The organism is Alistipes sp. i18-0019-D1, from assembly GCF_042852885.1.
GTDB lineage: Bacteria > Bacteroidota > Bacteroidia > Bacteroidales > Rikenellaceae > Alistipes.
Map to the genome: position 1 here is coordinate 1,617,062 of NZ_AP031424.1, position 18,397 is coordinate 1,635,458.

The 18,397-nt window shown below is 62.9% G+C and carries 9 protein-coding genes and 1 other RNA gene; 8 read left to right on the forward strand and 2 right to left on the reverse strand.

Features of this window, described 5'->3' with window-relative positions; translation table 11 throughout:
• The first annotated feature begins 133 nt into the window (after positions 1 to 133).
• The 4 genes from ACGHP5_RS06840 (at position 134) to ACGHP5_RS06855 (ending at position 4,740) form a co-directional block, all read left to right on the forward strand.
• Positions 134 to 1,159, forward strand: coding sequence for a VWA domain-containing protein (locus ACGHP5_RS06840; RefSeq protein ID WP_390568233.1), 1,026 nt, complete (start codon positions 134 to 136; stop codon positions 1,157 to 1,159).
• Positions 1,160 to 1,221: 62 nt separating this feature from the next.
• Positions 1,222 to 2,604 (forward strand): aldehyde dehydrogenase, encoded by a 1,383-nt coding sequence (locus tag ACGHP5_RS06845; protein ID WP_337755736.1) that lies wholly within the window; start codon positions 1,222 to 1,224, stop codon positions 2,602 to 2,604.
• Positions 2,605 to 2,772: 168 nt separating this feature from the next.
• An RNA gene (gene rnpB, locus ACGHP5_RS06850) (RNase P RNA component class A) lies at positions 2,773 to 3,188 on the forward strand.
• 109 nt (positions 3,189 to 3,297) lie between these two features.
• Positions 3,298 to 4,740 carry a DHA2 family efflux MFS transporter permease subunit gene (locus tag ACGHP5_RS06855; protein WP_390568234.1) on the forward strand — a complete coding sequence of 481 codons (1,443 nt, stop codon included), beginning with the start codon at positions 3,298 to 3,300 and terminating at the stop codon, positions 4,738 to 4,740.
• 4 nt (positions 4,741 to 4,744) lie between these two features.
• Here the strand turns inward: ACGHP5_RS06855 and ACGHP5_RS06860 are convergent, their stop codons facing one another.
• The gene (locus tag ACGHP5_RS06860) at positions 4,745 to 6,007 is read right to left on the reverse strand and encodes an anaerobic sulfatase-maturation protein (RefSeq protein WP_290532554.1); all 1,263 of its coding nucleotides are present in this window, start codon (positions 6,005 to 6,007) and stop codon (positions 4,745 to 4,747) included.
• Positions 6,008 to 6,206: 199 nt separating this feature from the next.
• Between ACGHP5_RS06860 and ACGHP5_RS06865 the strand changes: the two genes are divergently transcribed.
• Positions 6,207 to 9,038 carry an outer membrane beta-barrel protein gene (locus ACGHP5_RS06865; RefSeq protein ID WP_390568235.1) on the forward strand — a complete coding sequence of 944 codons (2,832 nt, stop codon included), beginning with the start codon at positions 6,207 to 6,209 and terminating at the stop codon, positions 9,036 to 9,038.
• Positions 9,039 to 9,111: 73 nt separating this feature from the next.
• Positions 9,112 to 11,109: a glycoside hydrolase family 97 protein gene (locus tag ACGHP5_RS06870; RefSeq protein WP_390568236.1), complete on the forward strand. Its 1,998-nt coding sequence runs from the start codon at positions 9,112 to 9,114 to the stop codon at positions 11,107 to 11,109.
• 80 nt (positions 11,110 to 11,189) lie between these two features.
• On the opposite strand, the gene ACGHP5_RS06875 is transcribed toward ACGHP5_RS06870, so the two are convergent.
• On the reverse strand, positions 11,190 to 14,009 hold the full coding sequence (locus ACGHP5_RS06875; protein ID WP_390568237.1) for a M16 family metallopeptidase: 2,820 nt from the start codon (positions 14,007 to 14,009) through the stop codon (positions 11,190 to 11,192).
• A gap of 142 nt (positions 14,010 to 14,151) precedes the next feature.
• Here ACGHP5_RS06875 and ACGHP5_RS06880 point away from each other — a divergent pair, with 142 nt between their 5' ends.
• Entirely contained in the window at positions 14,152 to 16,110 is a 1,959-nt protein-coding gene (locus ACGHP5_RS06880; protein ID WP_390568238.1) for a 4Fe-4S binding protein, read from the forward strand.
• Positions 16,111 to 16,175: 65 nt separating this feature from the next.
• The gene (locus ACGHP5_RS06885; RefSeq protein WP_390568239.1) at positions 16,176 to 18,350 is read left to right on the forward strand and encodes a S46 family peptidase; all 2,175 of its coding nucleotides are present in this window, start codon (positions 16,176 to 16,178) and stop codon (positions 18,348 to 18,350) included.
• Positions 18,351 to 18,397: the final 47 nt, after the last annotated feature.

The window sequence follows — 18,397 nt, forward strand, 5'->3', positions numbered from 1 at the left end:
TCCTCCCTTTGCCAAAGGGAGGATTTAGGAGGAAATGTCGATATTCAACGGGGCACTGCAAGTGCCCTAATGCAGACCCGGCGGGTTGAATATGGGCAAAAACAGGATACAATCCGCCGGGGCTGCATTAGTTATGTTCAGATTCGCAAATCCGCAATATCTCTGGCTGCTGCTCCTCGTCCCGGCACTCGTCGCGCTCTACTGGCTGGCAGCCCGCAACCGCCGCAGACGGCTCGCTCGCTTCGGCCGCCCGGGCATTCTGGAGGAGCTGATGCCCGAAGTCTCGACCGGGCGCACGGCTTTCCGGTTCATCCTTTTCTGTGCCGCCGTGACGCTGGTCATACTGGCCGCGGCACGCCCGCAGTTCGGATCGAAACTCCGCGAGGAGAAAGCCCAAGGTATCGAAATGATGCTCACGGTCGACGTTTCGAACTCGATGCTGGCCGAAGATTTCGAACCCAACCGTCTCGAACGGACCAAATACGCCATCGGCAAACTCTTCGAGGGGTTGCAGCAGGACCGCGTGGGACTGGTCGTCTTCGCGGGCGAACCCAAGGTCCAGCTGCCGATCACCTCGGATTACCGCATGGCCCGGGCCTTCGCACGGCGGATCGACCCGTCGCTGGTATCGGTGCAGGGCACGGCCATCGGCAAGGCGCTGGAACAGGCCCTGCTGGCCTTCTCGGGCGACGCGGAGCAGAGCCACGGCCGCGTCATCATCCTCATCACCGACGGCGAGAACCACGACGACGACGCCATCGCCGTCGCCGAACGCGCCGCACAGATGGGCGTGAAGATCTTCACCATCGGCATCGGCACGCCCGAAGGCGCCCCGATTCAGATCGGCGGCGAATTCATCAAGGACGAGGCGGGCGAAATGGTCGTCTCAAAGCTCAACGAAGAGATGCTGGCCCGAATCGCCGACATCACGGGCGGCGCCTACGTCCGCTCGTCGAAGCAGTCGATCGGTCTCGACGAGATCGTCAAGGCGATCAACGAGATGGAGCAGACCGAACTTTCGACGGTCCGCTTCGAGGAGTTCAACGAGCAGTACCAATACCTGCTCATCGCGGCGCTGGTCCTGCTGCTGTTGGAATTCGTCGTACTCGACCGCCGCAACCCGCTGCTGGCGCACCTGAACATCTTCCGCGAGAAATAGCCGCGCCGCGGAGTGTGGCAGCGGCTTTGCAAGGTTCCGTCACAACCCCAGATTAACGGCCTATGTCCCTCGAAAACACCCCTGCCGCACGCATTTCGGCCCTCGCGGCGGCCCAGAAAACCTACTTCCGCTCGGGAGCGACGCTTCCCGAAGCGTTTCGCCGCACGATGCTCCGGCGCCTGGACGCGGCCCTCGCCAACTGGGAGAAACGCCTCTGCGACGCCCTGTGGACGGACCTGCACAAATCCCCCGAGGAGGCCTTCCTCACCGAAATCAGCATCGTCCGGGGCGAGATCCGCAGCCACCTCGGCCACCTCGGCAAATGGATGCGCCCCGAACCGCGCCCCACGCCGCTCAAGCTCCTGCCGTCGAAAAGCCGGATCGTCTCCGAACCGCTCGGGCAGGCGCTCATCGTCGCACCGTGGAACTACCCCGTGCAGCTGCTGCTCAACCCGCTGGTCGGGGCCATCTCGGCGGGCTGCACCGCGCTACTGAAACCTTCGCCCTATACGCCCCACGTCGCGAAGACGATCGAGGGGCTGATCTCGGAGATTTTCGACGAACAGTACGTCGCCGTCGTGCAGGGCGACCGAGAGGTCAACACCCTATTGTTCGGCATGCGCTGGGACGCGATCTTCTTCACGGGAAGCCCCGCGCTGGGACGGATCGTGATGGCCGCCGCGGCGAAAAACCTCACGCCCGTCGTGCTGGAACTGGGCGGCAAAAGCCCCTGCATCGTGGATCGCGGAGCCGACATCGAGGTCGCGGCGCGCCGCATCGCCTGGGGCAAGACCCTCAACGCCGGGCAGACCTGCATCGCACCCGACTATCTGCTGATACACCGATCGCTGCAAGACCGATTCACGGAAGCCTTCGCCCGCGCCCTGCATCGGCTTCACGGCGACGACGCGCAGCAAAGCCCCTGTTACGTACGGCTGGTCAACGACCGGGCTTTCGAGCGCGTAACGAGTTATCTCGCGCAGGGGAAAATCCTTGTCGGCGGCCGCACGGACGCCGCCGACCGCTACATCGAACCGACACTGCTCGCGGAGGTTGACCCCGCGTCGCCCGTGATGCAGGAGGAGATCTTCGGTCCGGTCCTGCCGATGCTCCCCTTCGACGACATCGGCGAAGCCGTGGCGCTGGTCAACGACCGCGAAAAACCGTTGGCGCTCTACTACTTCGGACCCGAAAAGGCGGGCCGCGAGGTCCTGCTGCGCACCTCTTCGGGCGGCGCGTGTCTCAATGACGTGATCATGCAGATCGCCAACGACCGCCTGCCGTTCGGCGGCGTGGGCAACTCGGGCATGGGCCGCTACCACGGCCGTGACAGTTTCGACGCCTTCTCCCACCGCCGCGGCGTGGTCGAGTCCCCGGCGCGGTTCGACCTGCCGTTCCGCTACCCGCCCTACAAAGGGTTCCGGTGGGTAAAGAAAATACTTTGACAACCCTCCGATACGCATTCATCCCGTCCTGCAAATCGCAGGTCCCGTATTCACAGCCAAGGGCCGTGCATGCAAATCCGCCCCTCCCCCAGGTTCCCTCCTTGGAGGGGATTTGAAGTTTCCATCCCTTCCCGGCCGGTTTTACCAATTTATTCCGTATCTTTGTCACGGCAGGTCCGCTCTGTCGCTGCCGGCCGCAGGCCGGGAGAGGAAAGTCCGGGCAACGCAGAGCGCCACGCAGGCTAACGACCTGACAGCCGTGAGGTTGTGGTAGCGTAACAGAAAACGACCGCCCGCAGGAGTCGGTGAAAGTTCCGGAGATTCTCCCGAATCGCGGATTTTCCTGATGGCTCCGGCGGGTAAGGGTGAAAAGGCGGGGTAAGAGCCCACCGCGGGGGCAGCAATGTCGCCCGGCAGTACGTCCCGTGGGTTGCAAGACCGTGTATACCGGCAATCAAGGGTTGCTCGCCCGATGCCGGGGGGTAGGTTGCTCGAGACGGCAGGAGACTGCCGCCCTAGATAAATGACAGGGACCCGGGGTTCGCCCCGGGGACAGAACCCGGCTTACAGGACCTGCACGTACGGAGGTGCCGCAGCAATGCGGCGCCTCCTCTGTTTTCAACCGTGCCCCGCCGCAGAAGTCCCTGCCGGCGGCATCCGACACTGGCACTTTTTTTGAGCCCGCCACCCCGAATGACGACACTCCGCGAACATATCCGGCAAGGCAGCGGCTACAAATGGTGGATTCTGGGCATGATCATGCTCGGGACCTTCATGGCCGTGCTCGACGTCACGGTGGTCAACGTCGGGCTTCCGGCCATCATGTCGGCCTTCCGCATCGGCATCTCCTCGGCCGAATGGGTCATCACGGCCTATATGATCACCATGACCGTCATGCTCCCTTCGGCCGGGTGGTTCGCCGACCGCTTCGGCAACAAACGCGTCTACATCCTTGGAATGGCGCTGTTCACCCTGGGTTCGTGGCTCTGCGGAAAAGCCCCCAGCGACACGTTCCTGATCGCCTCACGGGCCTTGCAGGGTCTCGGCAGCGGCATCATCCAGGCACTGGGCCTGGCCATCGTCACCCGCGAATTCAAGCCCGGGGAACGCGGTCTGGCACTGGGTCTCTGGTCGATGGCCGCGGCGGCCTCGATCTCGTTCGGGCCGCTGCTGGGCGGCTATCTGGTCGACGATTACAGCTGGCACCGGATTTTCGACGTCAACGTCCCGGTGGGCCTCGCGGCCATCCTGCTCTCGGCGTTCATCCAGAAAGAGTGGCGGGGCGGCGTGCGCCGCCCCTTCGACTGGAAGGGGTTCGTGGCCATCGTGCTGTTCATGCCCCTGACGATCTACGCCCTTGCCCGCGGAAACTCGCCCGCCAACCACGAAGGCTGGGCCTCGCCGACGGTGATCGCCTGCTTCGCCGTGGCCGCCGCGGCGTTCGCGTTCTTCATCGTCACGGAACTGCGCAACCCCGCGCCGCTGCTTCAGATCCGGCTGCTGGGCGAACGGAATTTCGGCGTTTCGATGGGCGTACTGACGCTCTTTGCGGTCGGGATGCTCGGCGGAACCTACCTCCTGCCGCTCTACATGCAGCGCGGGCTGGGCTACACGGCCCTGATGGCCGGGAGCGTCTTCCTGCCCGTGGGACTTATCCAGGGGGTGCTTTCGGCCGTCTCGGGTTACATGACCCGCTATGTGAAACCCCTCCTGCTGGTCGTCGCGGGCATCCTGGTCATGTCGCTGAGCTTCTGGCTGGCCAGCCGCTTCACGCTCCACACCACCCACCGCCATATCCTGTTCGTGCTCTACCTGCGCGGCCTGGGCATGGGACTCACGTTCGCGCCCCTGAACCTCTTTTCGCTCAAAAACCTCACCCAGGAGGACATGGCCGCAGCGGCCGGCATCTCGAACAGCATCAAGCAGCTCGCGGGCAGTTTCGGCATCGCCATCCTCACGGCCGTCCTCGCGGCCCGCACGGCCTACCACACGGCGCACGAAACGCTCCCGGCGGCCCAAACCTATGTCGAAGGGGTCACCGACGCGCTTTCGGTCGTGGTATGGCTCACCCTGGCATCGGCCGTGCCGCTCGTGTGGGTGCTCCTGAAACGCAAAAAACGGGGAAAAACCGGGTAAGGCCCTACATCAGCCCCATGCGCTTGCGGGCGAACTGCATGACCCACGCCGGGGACTGCTCGCGCGCCAGCATGTCGCGCATGTACTCCATGTAGGGTTCCGAATGGCGGAACCAATGCTGCAACCCCTCGCAGAGCGAGTTCTTGCGGCAGCCGTCGGAGCCGGTCTCGAAACGGTGCTTCGGGCATTCGCCCCGGCAGGCGAAATAGTATTTGCAGCGGAGGCATTCGCCCGGCAGGGCGTTGCGCTTGGCCAGTCCGAAATCGCGGCGCTTCTTCGTGCGGTAAATCTCCTTCAGCGACTTCTCGGCGATGTTGCCCAGCTTGTGTTCGGGATAGACGAAATGGTCGCACGAGTAGACGTCGCCGTTGTGCTCGACCACCAGCGCGTCGCCGCACGTCTCGCCCATCGAGCAGACGCCCGGAGGCACGCCGCACCACTGGGCCAGCGTCGCGTCGAACATCTGCACGAACGTACGCCCCACGTCGCTCACCACCCACACGTCGAACACGTCGCACAGAAATTCCCCGTAGCCCTTGGCCGTCACCGACCATTCGGCCAGCCGCGCGCCTTCGCGGTCGGGCGAGACGATCAGCGGCCGGTGGAACCCGGGCTTGTCGACGACATGCTCCACGGCAGGCAGGAACTGCATGTACTTGCTGTGCACCGTGTCGCGGAAGAAACGGTAAATCTCCCCGCCGCGCCCCTCGCACAGTTTGTTCACCACGCTCAGCGTGTTGTACTCCACGCCGCTACGCTGGAACATTTCGATCGTCCGCATCACCCGCTCGAAGGTGGGCTTGCCGCCCTTCGTCAGGCGGAATGCGTCGTGGATGTCCTGCGGTCCGTCGAGCGAAATCCCCACCAGGAAATTGTTCCCGGCGAACAGGTCGCACCACGCCTCGTCGACCAGCGTGCCGTTGGTCTGGAGGATGTTCTCGATCTTCTTTCCGCCGGCGTACTTTTCCTGAAGGGCCATCGCCTTCCGGTAGAAATCCACCCCCAGCAGCAGCGGTTCGCCGCCGTGCCAGCAGAACTGCACCGTCGGGACTTCGTTGGCCTCGATGTACTGCTTGACGTAAAGTTCGAGCAGTTCGTCGCTCATCACGGCCTGCCTGCCGCCGTACTGCACGGCCTTGTCCAGGTAGTAGCAGTAGTGGCAGTCGAGGTTGCAGGCCGAACCGGCCGGCTTGAGCATCGTCGAAAAGGCGACGGGACCAGCCTGCTTCTCCGCATCGCGGAAAGTGAAAATATCCTTGTTCTTCATGTAACGTTCCCAGATTTACGAATGAAACGGACCGAGTCCGCAATTATTTTGACAAATATACGGAAACGGCAGGGCAATCGGGAACATTTTATGGTCAAAATTTGTCGAACGGTGTCCCAATATGCCACAAATATCCGGAAAAAAGAGGGACCGAAGGATCAAAACCACTATCTTTAACGGCTGAATTCCCCTTAATCCGATGAACCCGAGAAAAACGCTGCTGCTCCTGCAATTCCTGCTCTGCGCCGCGGCCGCCGCGGCACAAAGCGCAGAGGTGCGTTTCCGCGTCGCCGACCGGACGACGCGCGAGGCCGTCGTGGGCGCCGTGGCCGAACTGCGCAACCGCACCGACACCGCGGCGGCGCCCCTTTACACCACCTCGGACATCGAAGGGCGCGGCACGTTTCCCCGCGTACCGCGCGGCGACTACCGGCTCACCGTCACCTCGCTCGGTTACGACTCGCTGCGCCGCGATCTGCGGGTCGGCGCGGCGGCCGTCCGGCTCGACTCGCTGTGGCTCGCGCCCCGCGCCGAAACCATCGACCAGGTGACCGTCGAAGCCCCGGCGCTCCGTTCGTCGGTGCGCGGCGACACGCTCTCCTACCGCGCCTCGGCCTACAAGGTCTCGTTCGGCTCCGATGCCGAGTCGCTGATCTCGAAGATGCCCGGACTGGAGGTTGCCGACGGGAGCATCGAAGCCCAGGGGCGCACCGTGCAGCGGGTCTACGTCGACGGGCGCGAGTTCTTCGGCAACGACGTGATGTCGGCCATCCGCAACATCCCGGCCGACATGATCGAGAGCATCGACATCTACAACTCGCAGAGCGATCAGTCGGAGTTCACGGGCGTCGACACCGGCGAGGGGCACACGTCGCTCAACATCGTGACGCTCCCCGACAAGCGGCGGGGCGCCTTCGGCCGCCTCTACGGCGCCTACGGCATTGCGGACAAGTACATCGGAGGCGGCAACGTCAACATTTTCGACAACGACCGCCGCATCTCGGTGGTGGGTCTGGTGAACAACATCAGCCGCCAGAACTTCTCGTTCGAGGACATCCTCGGCACGACGGACCAGTCGGGCCGGAAGAGTTCGAACAACAACTTCATGGTCCGCCCCCTGGAGGGCATTTCGACGGTGCAGGCCGTCGGCGTCAATTACAGCGACGACTGGGGCGCGAAGGGCAAGGTCACGGCCAGCTACTTCTTCAACCGCACCGACAACCGCAACACCAGCCACAGCGACCGGCAGACCTTCACCTCGACGGACAAACTGGTGCTCTACAACGACGAGAACCGTTCGAAGACGCTCAACTTCAACCACCGCTTCAACTCGCGCATCGACTACAGGTTCTCCGACCGCCACTCGGTGATGATGCGCACCTCGTTCAGCCTGCAGGACAACAACTACCGCAACGAACTGCGGAGCCGCACGGACAACAAATTTTCCGACGACGACATCCGCTTCGTCTACCGCCGCCGCAACTTCGGCCACAACAACAGCTACGGCTACAACGTCTCGAACTACCTGCTCTACCGATACCGCCTGCCGGGCGCCACGTCGCACAACCTGACCGTAGGGGCCGGGGGAACCTACCGCAGCTACGAGCAGCTGAGCCGCCCGCGGCAGTACACCTTCCGCGATCCGGACAACATCGAGTGCGACACGTCGGACTACTCTTCGCGCAACATCACGCGCACCGACCGCGACCAGCCGGGCTACGACGTGAACGGCAACGTGAGCTACACCCGGCAGCTCTCGAAACGCTCGCGCTTGAGCTTCGAATACCGCATCAACTACACCGACAACAGCGTCGAACGCAATACGTTCGTACTCACCAAGGAGAATGTTTTCCCGGACGAGCGCAACCCCAAGCAGTCCACCGAATACGACTACGCCTACCTGACCCACCGCATCGGCAGTACGTACCAGTACTATTTCAAAAAGACGAAGATCGCCGGAACGCTCCACTACCAGCATGCCGCCTTCAGCAGCGACTACGCCTTCCCCTATGCGCGGAAGACCGAGGCGTCGTTCGACAATCTGACGTACAGCGTGGTGGCCAACATCAACGTCAACCGCAACAACACCCTGAAGTTCAACGCCTCGGGGCGCACGTCGAATCCCCGCGCCACCGACCTGCAGGACATCGTCAACACCACCAACCGCCAAAACGTCTTCGCCGGAAACCCCGGTCTCGACCCGGTCTACACCCACCGTCTTTCGGGCCAGTACATCCGCTCCAATCCCGCCAAGGGACGCACCTTCACCGTCTCGGCGGAAGCGACGGTCAGCCCCAACACCATCACCGACTCGCTGGTGATCGACTCGCCGGATTTCGTGATCGACGACGAAGGGACCAAATTGGGCGAAGGCAACCAGTACACCAAGCCGGTCAACCTCGCGGGGCTTTGGAGCCTGCGCGCCAGCGTCAACTACGGCATGCCGGTCCGGTGGCTGCGCTCGAGCCTCAATTTCCGGGCGGGTGTCTCGACGGGGCGCATCCCGAGCATCATCAACGGCGAGCGCAACTTCCTGAACAACAACGTCTACAACGCCGGTCTTACGCTCGGAAGCAACATCTCGGAAGCGGTGGACTTCCGCCTGAGCTATACGGGCCGCTACAACGTCAGCCGGAGTTCCTCCGAGGTGCGCACGCTCGACAACACCTATTTCAGCCAGACGGCGAAGGCCGAGACGACGTTCGTCCTCTGGAAACGCCTCGTCCTGCGCGCCAACGCCGACTACAACTATTACCGGGGGATCACGGACACGTTCCTCGAAGAGCGGCTGATCTGCAACGCGATGCTCGGCGTCAAACTCTTCCGCAACGGCCTGGGCGAAGCGAGCGTCGGGGTGAACGACATCCTCGACCAGAACGGCACGACCTTCCGCCGCACGGTGTCGGGAACGACGCTGCGCAACGTGACGAACCTGGCCATCGGCCGCTACCTCTCGTTCCAGTTCACCTACAACCTGCGTCTTTTCCGCCGCCAGCGCAACGCCGTGATGGACGCATTGCAGGGAAAGTAGCCGATTTTCCGCCCGAAGCGCCTGTTATTCGCGGTTTTTTCACTAAATTCGTACCCAAACCCAATAATCCATTATGAAAAAACTACTTCTGACACTTCTGCTGTTCAGTGCCGGGACCGGAATTTCCGCAGCCAAAACTTACGATCTGAAATCCCCCGACGGGAAAATCGCCGTACGCGTGGATGTCGGCGCCGACGCCGTCACCTACTCCATTTCGCGCGACGGCAAAGAGCTGATCGCCCCCTCGCCCCTTTCGCTCACACTCGCCGACGGGCGCGTGCTCGGACAGAAGGCCACGGTGCGCAAGGCGTCGGCGAAAAGCGTCGACGAGACCATTGAGGCGCCCTTTTACAAACGCAGCATCGTCGAGGACCGTTACAACGCCCTGACGCTCACGTTCAAAGGGGATTACGGAATCGACTTCCGCGCCTATGACGACGGCGTGGCCTACCGGTTCCGCACCTCGATGAAGGGCGAAATCACCGTCGCCGACGAACTGGTGGACATCCGTTTCCCGGAGGACTTCACGACACTGGTTCCCTACGCGCGGGACGGAAAGAAGGAGCCGGGACTGGCCCGCTACTACTTCAACAGCTTCGAAAACACCTACTCCACCCAGCCCGTCTCGAAGGTCGCCGACGACCATCTGGCCTTCCTGCCCATCCTGGCAGACGCCGGAACGGCGAAAATCGTCATCACCGAGGCCGACCTGGAGGACTACCCGGGCATGTACCTCTACAATCCCACGGGCGGCAAGGCCCTGCGGGGCAACTTCGCGCCCTATCCGGCCAAGGAGGTGCAGGGCGGGCACAACGAACTGCAGCTGCTGGTGACCGAGCGCGAGGACTTCATCGCCCGCACCCCGGGGACCCGCACCTTCCCGTGGCGCGTCTTCGCCATCGCCGGACGCGACATCCAGCTGGCCGACAACGACCTGGTATACCGCCTCGCCGCGCCCTCGCGCGTGGAGGACGTCTCGTGGATCAAACCCGGCAAGGTGGCCTGGGACTGGTGGAACACCTGGAACCTCTACGGCGTGGACTTCAAGTCGGGGATCAACAACGAAACCTATAAATACTACATCGACTTCGCCGCCGACCACGGCATCGAATACGTCATCCTCGACGAAGGCTGGGCCGTGAACAAGAAAGCCGACCTTTTCCAGGTCGTTCCCGAGATCGACCTGCCCGAACTGGTCGCCTACGGTAAGGAACGCGGCGTGGGCATCGTCCTCTGGGCCGGATTCTACGCTACGGAACGCGACCTGGAACACGTCTGCAAACACTATTCGGAGATGGGTATCAAGGGCTTCAAGGTCGATTTCCTCGACCGCGACGACCAGAAGATCGCCGACTTCACCTACCGCCTCGCGGAAACGGCGGCCAAATACCGCCTGTTCCTCGACATGCACGGCTACCACAAGCCCGCGGGAATCCAGCGCACCTATCCCAACGTGCTCAACTTCGAGGGTGTCTTCGGACTGGAGCAGATGAAGTGGACCAGCGAAAAGACCGACATGGTGACCTACGACGTGACGATTCCCTTCGTCCGCATGCTCGCCGGACCGATGGACTACACGCAGGGCGCCATGCGCAACGCCACGCGCCGGAACTTCCGCGCCGTAGGCTCCGAGGCCATGAGCCAGGGCACGCGCTGCCGCCAGCTGGCCGAATACGTGATTTTCGAATCGCCGTTCAACATGCTGTGCGACTCGCCGTCGAACTACATGCGCGAGCCGGAATGCACGGAGTTCATCGCCTCCGTTCCGACGACGTGGGATGAGACCGTGGGTCTCGACGGCCGCGTCGGAGAGTACGTCTCCATCGCACGCCGCAAGGGCGACACGTGGTACGTCGGCGGCATGACCGACTGGAATGCCCGCTCGCTGACCGTCGACCTCGGCTTCCTGGGCGAAGGTGCCTACACCGCCGAACTGTTCCGCGACGGCGTCAACGCCGACAAGGCGGCCCGCGACTACAAACGCGAGTCGGTCGAAATCCCCGCCGACCGGAAACTGACGGTGAAGATGGCTCCCGGAGGAGGCTTCGCCCTGAAGATCACGCGCAAATAACGCGCAGCCACACGCACGAAAAACCCGGGCGGCCCATCGAGGCCGCCCGGGTTTCGTTTCGGGAAGCGGGTTGCCCCGCGTCACTCCTGCGTGAAGACCGCCGTATAGCGGTTGCCCTGGGCGAGGATTTCACGCGCCAGGCGGCGCACCGCGTCGGGTGTCACGGACGTGAACAGCGCCTCGTTGTCCTTGTCCAGGTCTACGCCGTCGAAATACTCCGCACGCATCTTGTCGAGCCAGTAGGAGGTGGATTTCAGGTTCTTCGACTTACGCTCGGCGTTGACTTTCTTAAAGTAGAGCATCGCCTCGTTCACCTCCTGCTCCGAAGGAGCCTCGGCGGCCAGCCGCTCGATACCCTTCTGCACCTCGCCCAACAGCATTTCGCGCAGCTTGGGGTCGGTGTCGAAGCTCACCACCAGCTGGCAGTAGCCGCGGGGGCGTGCGCTGACCTCGTCGTGCACGCCGACGTAATAGGTTCCGCCCTTCTCCTCGCGCACCGTCGTCAGGTAGCGCGCGCCGAGGATGTAGGTGACGTAACGCAGCACGGCGTAATTCTCCGGGGTATAGTCGAACCGCCCGTGGTAGATGCGTTCGATCGACGATTTGGGCGTCACGGCGCCCGGGACGACCGCGTCGTATTCCGTCGTTCCGGGAACGATCCGAAAATCCGTCTTCGCGAATTTCCGCTTCGGGGCCGCGGGCAGCGAGCCGATGTATTTCTCGACGAGCGGACGCGCCTCGGCGGCCGGCATCTCGCCCGCGAAGAAGAAGACGAAGTCGGCGGCGTTGCCGAAAAGTCTGTCGTAGAGCCTGCGGGCAGCCTCGCGGTCGAAGCGGTCGAGCGTCGAGGGCGTCGCCCGCCGCAGCCACGGATGGCCGCCGTATTTCGCGCTGTCGGCGCGCTCGGCGAAAAGCGCTTTGGGCGACTTCTCCTTCCCGAGCGACGTGCGGGCCAGGTCAATATAGTCGCCGTAGGCCTGCTCCGAGAAATTGGGGCAGGTGATATAGAGGTGCAGCAGTTGCAGCAGCAGTTCGAAATCGGCTACGCCGGACGCTCCCGAAAAGACGCTTTCAGTCCGCCCCAGCGTCACCATCAGGTTGGCGTCGTGGGCGGAAAGCAGGTCGCGCATCCCGGTGCGGTCGAGGTCCTTCACGCCCATCGTGCGGACGTAGTTCTGAAGCAGGTGCATGCCCTCCACGTCGCTGTCGCGGGCAAAGCCGCCCTCGCAGACCGCCGCCACCGCGACCTTGCGGACGCCGATCACCTCGGGAACGGTGCGCCAGAGGACCTTCACGCCGTTCGAAAGCGTCCACTCTTCGGCCCCGAGGGGCGCCTTGCGGGTCCTGACGATCTTTCCGGGCGTCACCTTCTCCGTGAAGAGCGGCCCGGCGGACTTCCCGCGGCGCTCGGGACGGGCGATCTCCGCGTGCTTCACCGAGTCGATCAGGCCGAAAGCCTCCGCCTCCGCGGGAATCTTGTCTCTGTACTCCTCGGACGACGACACGAGTACGAGCATCCCCTCCGGCGAGGTCATGCCGGCACGCAGGCCGTTCACCTCCTCATAGGTCAGGGCGTCGAGCTGCTCCCCGACGATCCGCACGCGGTCATCGGGCGTCACGTAGGGCACGTTGCGCGTGAAATGCTCCACATAACGCCCGGCCAGGTCGGTGTTCGTGGCGAGCCGGTACTTTTCGAGCGCGGCTTTCTCGCTCCGCACCACCTTGGCACGTGCGGTCTCGAACTCCTCGCGGCTGAAACCGTAGCGGCGGATCTGCTCCACATCGGTCAGCACCCCGGCCAACGCTTCGCGCATATTGTGCTCCTTGGGCAGGGCCGTCAGCATGAAGGTGTTCCGGCATGTGGCGAGGCTTCCGAGAACAGCCACCACACGTTTGTAGCGGGCTTCGGGGCATTTCTCCGCCTCGGCCAGCCGGACGCGCGCCATTTCGAGGAAGACCTTGCGCGCCAGTTCGCCGCGCACGGCGCCCACCGTCGCACGCTCCTCCTCCGACGGGTAGGGCTGGTAGAAGATCAGCTTCACGGCCACGGCCTTGGTCTCGGGGTCGGTCACCAGGCCGTAGCGGGGCTTGTCGCGCTGCGGAATGTCGTAGACCTCCTTCTGCGCGGGATTCTCGGCCTTCGGGATCGACGCCATCACGTCGCGGATCTTCCGCTCCATCGCGTCCACATCCACGTCGCCGACGACGATCACCGCCTGCAGATCGGGACGATACCACTTATGGTAGAAGTCGATAAGCGTCTGCCGCCCGAAGCTGTTGACGATCTCCATGTCGCCGATCACGTCGCGCCGGGCGTATTTCGACCCGTCGTACTCGACCTCGGCCGACTTGCGGGCCATGCGCGAACGGGCGTCGTTGCCGCGCCGCCACTCCTCGCGGATCACGCCCCGCTCCGACTCGATCTCCCCGGGTTCGCAGGCGATGTAATAGGACCAGTCGTGCAGGATCAGCAGCAGCGAGTCCACCAGCCCCTCGCGCACCAGCGGCACGTTGGAAACGTTGTAGACCGTGCGGTCGCGCGAAGTGTAGGCGTTGACGTTGTAGCCGAAGCGCACCCCGTTGGCCGCCAGGTAGTTGAGAATACCCTTCCCGGGGAAGTGCTTCGTTCCGTTGAAGGCCATGTGTTCGAGGAAATGGGCCAGGCCGTTCTGGTCGTCCTCCTCCTGCAGGGCGCCGACGTCGTGGGCGATGAAGAAATCCGCCCGCTGCCGGGGATTGTCGTAATGCCGGATGTAGTAGGTCATCCCGTTGTCGAGGCGCCCGACCCGCACCTCGCCGTCGAGCGGCATCTTCTCTTGCGGGCCTGCGGGGACTTGCCCCGCCGCCGGAACGGCCAGCAGACAGAGCAGGGCCGCACGGATCAGAACGGATTTTTTCATCGTGGATTCGCTTAATTACGTAGTGTAGTCCTGCAAATATACGAAAAAGTCGCGCAAGAGGCGCTAAAAAACAACCGTCGCGTATCAATTACACTTCAAAATAACTACCTTTGCGTTACACACACCATTTACAACCCGAACAATGAAAAGAAAAAGCAATTGGTTAAAGAATTTGCTGCAATGGGGCACGCTTGCGGCAATCGTGGGATTCGTGGTCTACGGGCTTACGCTCGGGGAGAAACCCGCGGACGTGGAGGCCTACTGCCCGTTCGGCGGACTGCAGGCGCTGGGAAGCTACCTGGTCAACAACTCGCTGGCCTGCACGATGTCCATGACGCAGATCATGGTGGGCGTCATGCTCGCCGTGGGAGTGATCCTTTTCAGCAAACTCTTCTGCGGCTACCTCTGCCCGCTGGGAACCGTCAGCGAATGGATGGGCAGGGGCGGCAAGAAGCTGAAGGTCAGCGTTGAAATACGCCCGGGAAGCATCGCCGACCGCCTGCTCCGCGCCGTCAAATACGCCCTGCTGTTCTACGTATTCTACATGTCGGCGTCGAGCAGCGAGCTTTTCTGCAAGAATTTCGACCCCTATTACGCCGTCGCCACGGGCTTCAAGGGCGAGATCACCGTCTGGATGACCGTCATCTCGGTTGCGGTGCTCTTCCTCGGCAGCTTTTTCGTCAAAATGTTCTGGTGCAAATACATCTGCCCGCTGGGCGCGTTGAGCAACATCTTCAAATTCACCGTCACCTTCGTGTGCATCGTCATCCTGCTGTGGGTGCTCGGGCTGCTGGGCGTGGCTTCGGCCTGGGTATGGGCTTTGGGCATCGCCTGCCTCGCGGGCTACCTCTGGGAGATGATCTACCTGCGGAGCAAAGTCTTCCCGCTGCTGCACATCGTCCGCGACGAGGCCACGTGCACCAAGTGCGACGTCTGCCGCCGCAAATGTCCCTATTCGATCGACATCAAGAACCTCGACAAGGTGAAGCACATCGACTGCACGCTCTGCGGAACGTGCGTCTCGGCCTGCCCCGAAGATTCGCTGCAGGTCGGCGGCAAACGCTCGCTGCGCTGGCTGCCCGGCATCCTGGCCGTCGCGCTCTTCGGCGCGGCGCTGTGGTTCGGCAGCCACTGGGAGCTTCCGACCATCGACGAGAAGTGGGGCGAATACGAGCAGGTCGAGGGCATGCAGACCTACGAAATCGAGGGGCTGACCTCGGTGAAGTGCTTCGGCAGCTCGAAGGCCTTTTCCGCGAAGATGCAGAAAGTGCCGGGCGTCTACGGCGTGAAAACGTTCGTCAAACGCCACGCCGTGGTGATCAGCTACGATCCCAAGGCGATCGACGAGACGAGCATCGACAAGGCGATCTTCTCGCCGACGACCATGAAGTTCGCAACGCCGAAAGCCGGCGTCGACTCGCTGTCGGTGGTCCGCCTCGGCGTCGAGGGACTCCACGATAAGATGGACATGGTCTACTTCGGAGCCATCCTGCGCAACATCGACGGCATCTGCGGCTTCGATGCGCAATACGACTGCCCGGTAGCCGTTACGCTCTACGTCGACCCGTCGGCCGCGATTCCCGAAAAAATGCTCCGCGACTCGATCGAGGTCAAGGAGGCCCACATGCTGGCCCACGGCGGCAAGGTCCGCGTCATTCCGGTCCACTACCAGCTCAAGAGCTACGACCCCGCCGCCGGCAGGATCGGCCGCCGCGAGTTCCTCGACCTGATGTTCGAGCAGACCCGCGACCTCTCGGCGCCGTTCAAGCATAACACCGAGACCTACGGCGACGACGCGAAGTATCCCAAGGGCGTCTACGAAGTCGAGTGCCGGGGTATCGAGAAGCCGCTCATCAAGCGCAGCTTCCCCTACTTCCGCGGGTTCCTCTCGCTCAAGGAGGGCATCACGCGGCTCGACGTGGCGCTGAACGACGAGGAGGTTCCCGTACTGCGGATCGTCTACGTCAAGTCGATGTGGGACGATGCGAAGATCTGGAACGAACTGCTCAACGCCAAGGTGTGGCCCGTGAAGTACAAGGACGGCACGCTCAAGGACGAGGAGCCGAAGTTCACCTTCAGAACCGAAGGGCACACGCTCTGACACAAAATACGTACAGGGGGCTTGTGATACGCAAGCCCCTTTTTTCGAGATAAACCGAGAAGACTATGAAAAAAGCGATTTTTTACCTGCTGGCCTGCGCCCTGCTCCCGGTTGCGGCGTCGGCCGACGAGGGCATGTGGCTGGTCAGCACGTTCCGGGACGTGATCTACCCCCAGATGAAGAAGGAGGGGCTGAAACTCAAACCCGGAGAGATTTACAACGAAGAGTCCCCGGCGTTGTGCAACGCCATCGTGGCCGTCGACGGCGGCATGGGCACGGGCAGCGTGATTTCGGACAAGGGACTCGTCATCACCAACCACCACGTAGCCTACGGCGACATCCACTCGCTGAGCACCCCCGCGAAGAACTACCTCGAAGAGGGCTTCTGGGCGCTCCGCCAAAAGGACGAACTGCCGCTCAAAGGCAAGACCGTGACCTTCCTGCGGCAGGTCCGCGACGTGACGGACGAGGCCCTGGCCATCCGCGACTCGCTCGAAAAGGCCAACAGCCTGGGGGTCTTCGGGACGCGCAAGGTCTACGGCATCCTCGAACGGAAATACGGCAAGGACACCCCCTTCGATGTGGAATGCGCTTCGATGTGGAAGGGCAAGAAATACCTGCTGTTCTACTACGAGACTTATAAGGACGTGCGCCTCGTGGGCGCACCTCCCGTGAAGATCGGGGCCTTCGGCGGCGAGCAGGACAACTGGGGCTGGCCCCAGCACAAGGGCGACTTCGCCCTCTACCGCGTCTACGGCGACGCAAAGGGCCGCCCGGCGGCTTACGCGGAGGACAACGTGCCCATCACGCCCCGCAAGGTGCTCAACGTCTCGACGAGCGGCATCCACGACGGGGACTACGCCATGGTGATCGGCTTTCCGGGCCGTACCAACCGCTACATGTCGTCATTCGCCGTGCGCGAAAAGGAGCACGTGACCAACCCCGTGGTGATCAAGGCGCGCCGCGACCGCCTCGACATCATGCTGCGCCACATGGAGGCCGACCCGGACGTGCGGCTGATGTACAGCGACAAGTATTTCAACATCAGCAACTACGCCGACTACGCCAAGTGGGAGAACATCTGCCTGCGTCGTTACGACGTAATCGGCATCCGCGCCGCCGAGGAGGCGCGCCTCGCCGCCTGGATCGATGCCGACCCGGCCCGCAGGGCCGAATACGGCGACCTGCTCGCCAACCTCAAGAAGGGCTACGAGGCCCGCGCCGAAGCCGTGCACGAAAAGTGCTACTACCAGGAGACGTGGATTCGCCCGAGCGACGTGATGATGACGGCCAACCGTCTCGGCACGCTCGTCGACCGCATGCGGCGCGACGGCATCGCCTCGGTGCAGGACGGCGACAAGAACTTCGCGGGCGTGAAGTCCAACACCCGCCGGATGATGAAGGACTTCGACCTGGCCACCGACAAGGAGGTGCTGACGCGGATGATGGAGAGTTTCACCGGCAACGTGCCCCGCGAAATGTGGGGCGAACAGCTGCCGCAGCTTTACGACCGCTTCAAGGGCGACGTTCCGGCGCTGGTCGACTACGCGTTCGAAAACACCTGCTGCACCAGCTACGAAAAGCTCTGCGCCTGGTTCGCACAGCCCCGCACGGCCGAGGAGATCCTCTCCGACCCGATGGCGGCGATGGCCAATTCGGTCAGCTCGCGGCGCTTCGCCGAGAAACTCAAACAGGCCGAGGAGACGTCGGGCATCGACGCCGACAAGGAGGAACTCCGCTACGCCCATGCCATCTACGAGATGCGCGAATCGGAGGGCACGCCCCAATATCCCGACGCCAACTCGACGATGAGGCTCACCTACGGAACCGTGGGTCCGGTTTCGCCCAAGGACGCCGTGCACTACGACTCCCGTTCGACGGTCGACGGCTACCTCGAAAAATACAATCCCGACGACTACGAATTCCGTGTCGACGAGCGGATGTCCTCGCTCATCCGCAGCAAGGACTGGGGCCGCTGGGGAGAAAACGGCCGGCTGTACGTCAATTTCCTCACCGACAACGACATCACGGGCGGCAATTCGGGCAGCCCGGTGCTCGACGCCCGGGGCGACGTGATCGGACTGGCGTTCGACGGCAACCGCGAGTCGATGTCGGGCGACGTCTATTTCCACCCGACCAACTTCAAGACGGTCTGCGTCGACATCCGTTTCGTGCTGTGGATCATGGACAAATACGCCGGTGCCGGGTCGCTGATCGACGAAATGCGCCTGGTGAAATAACCTGCCCCGCACTTTCTACGAAGGAACGGACCCGGCAAAGGTCCGTT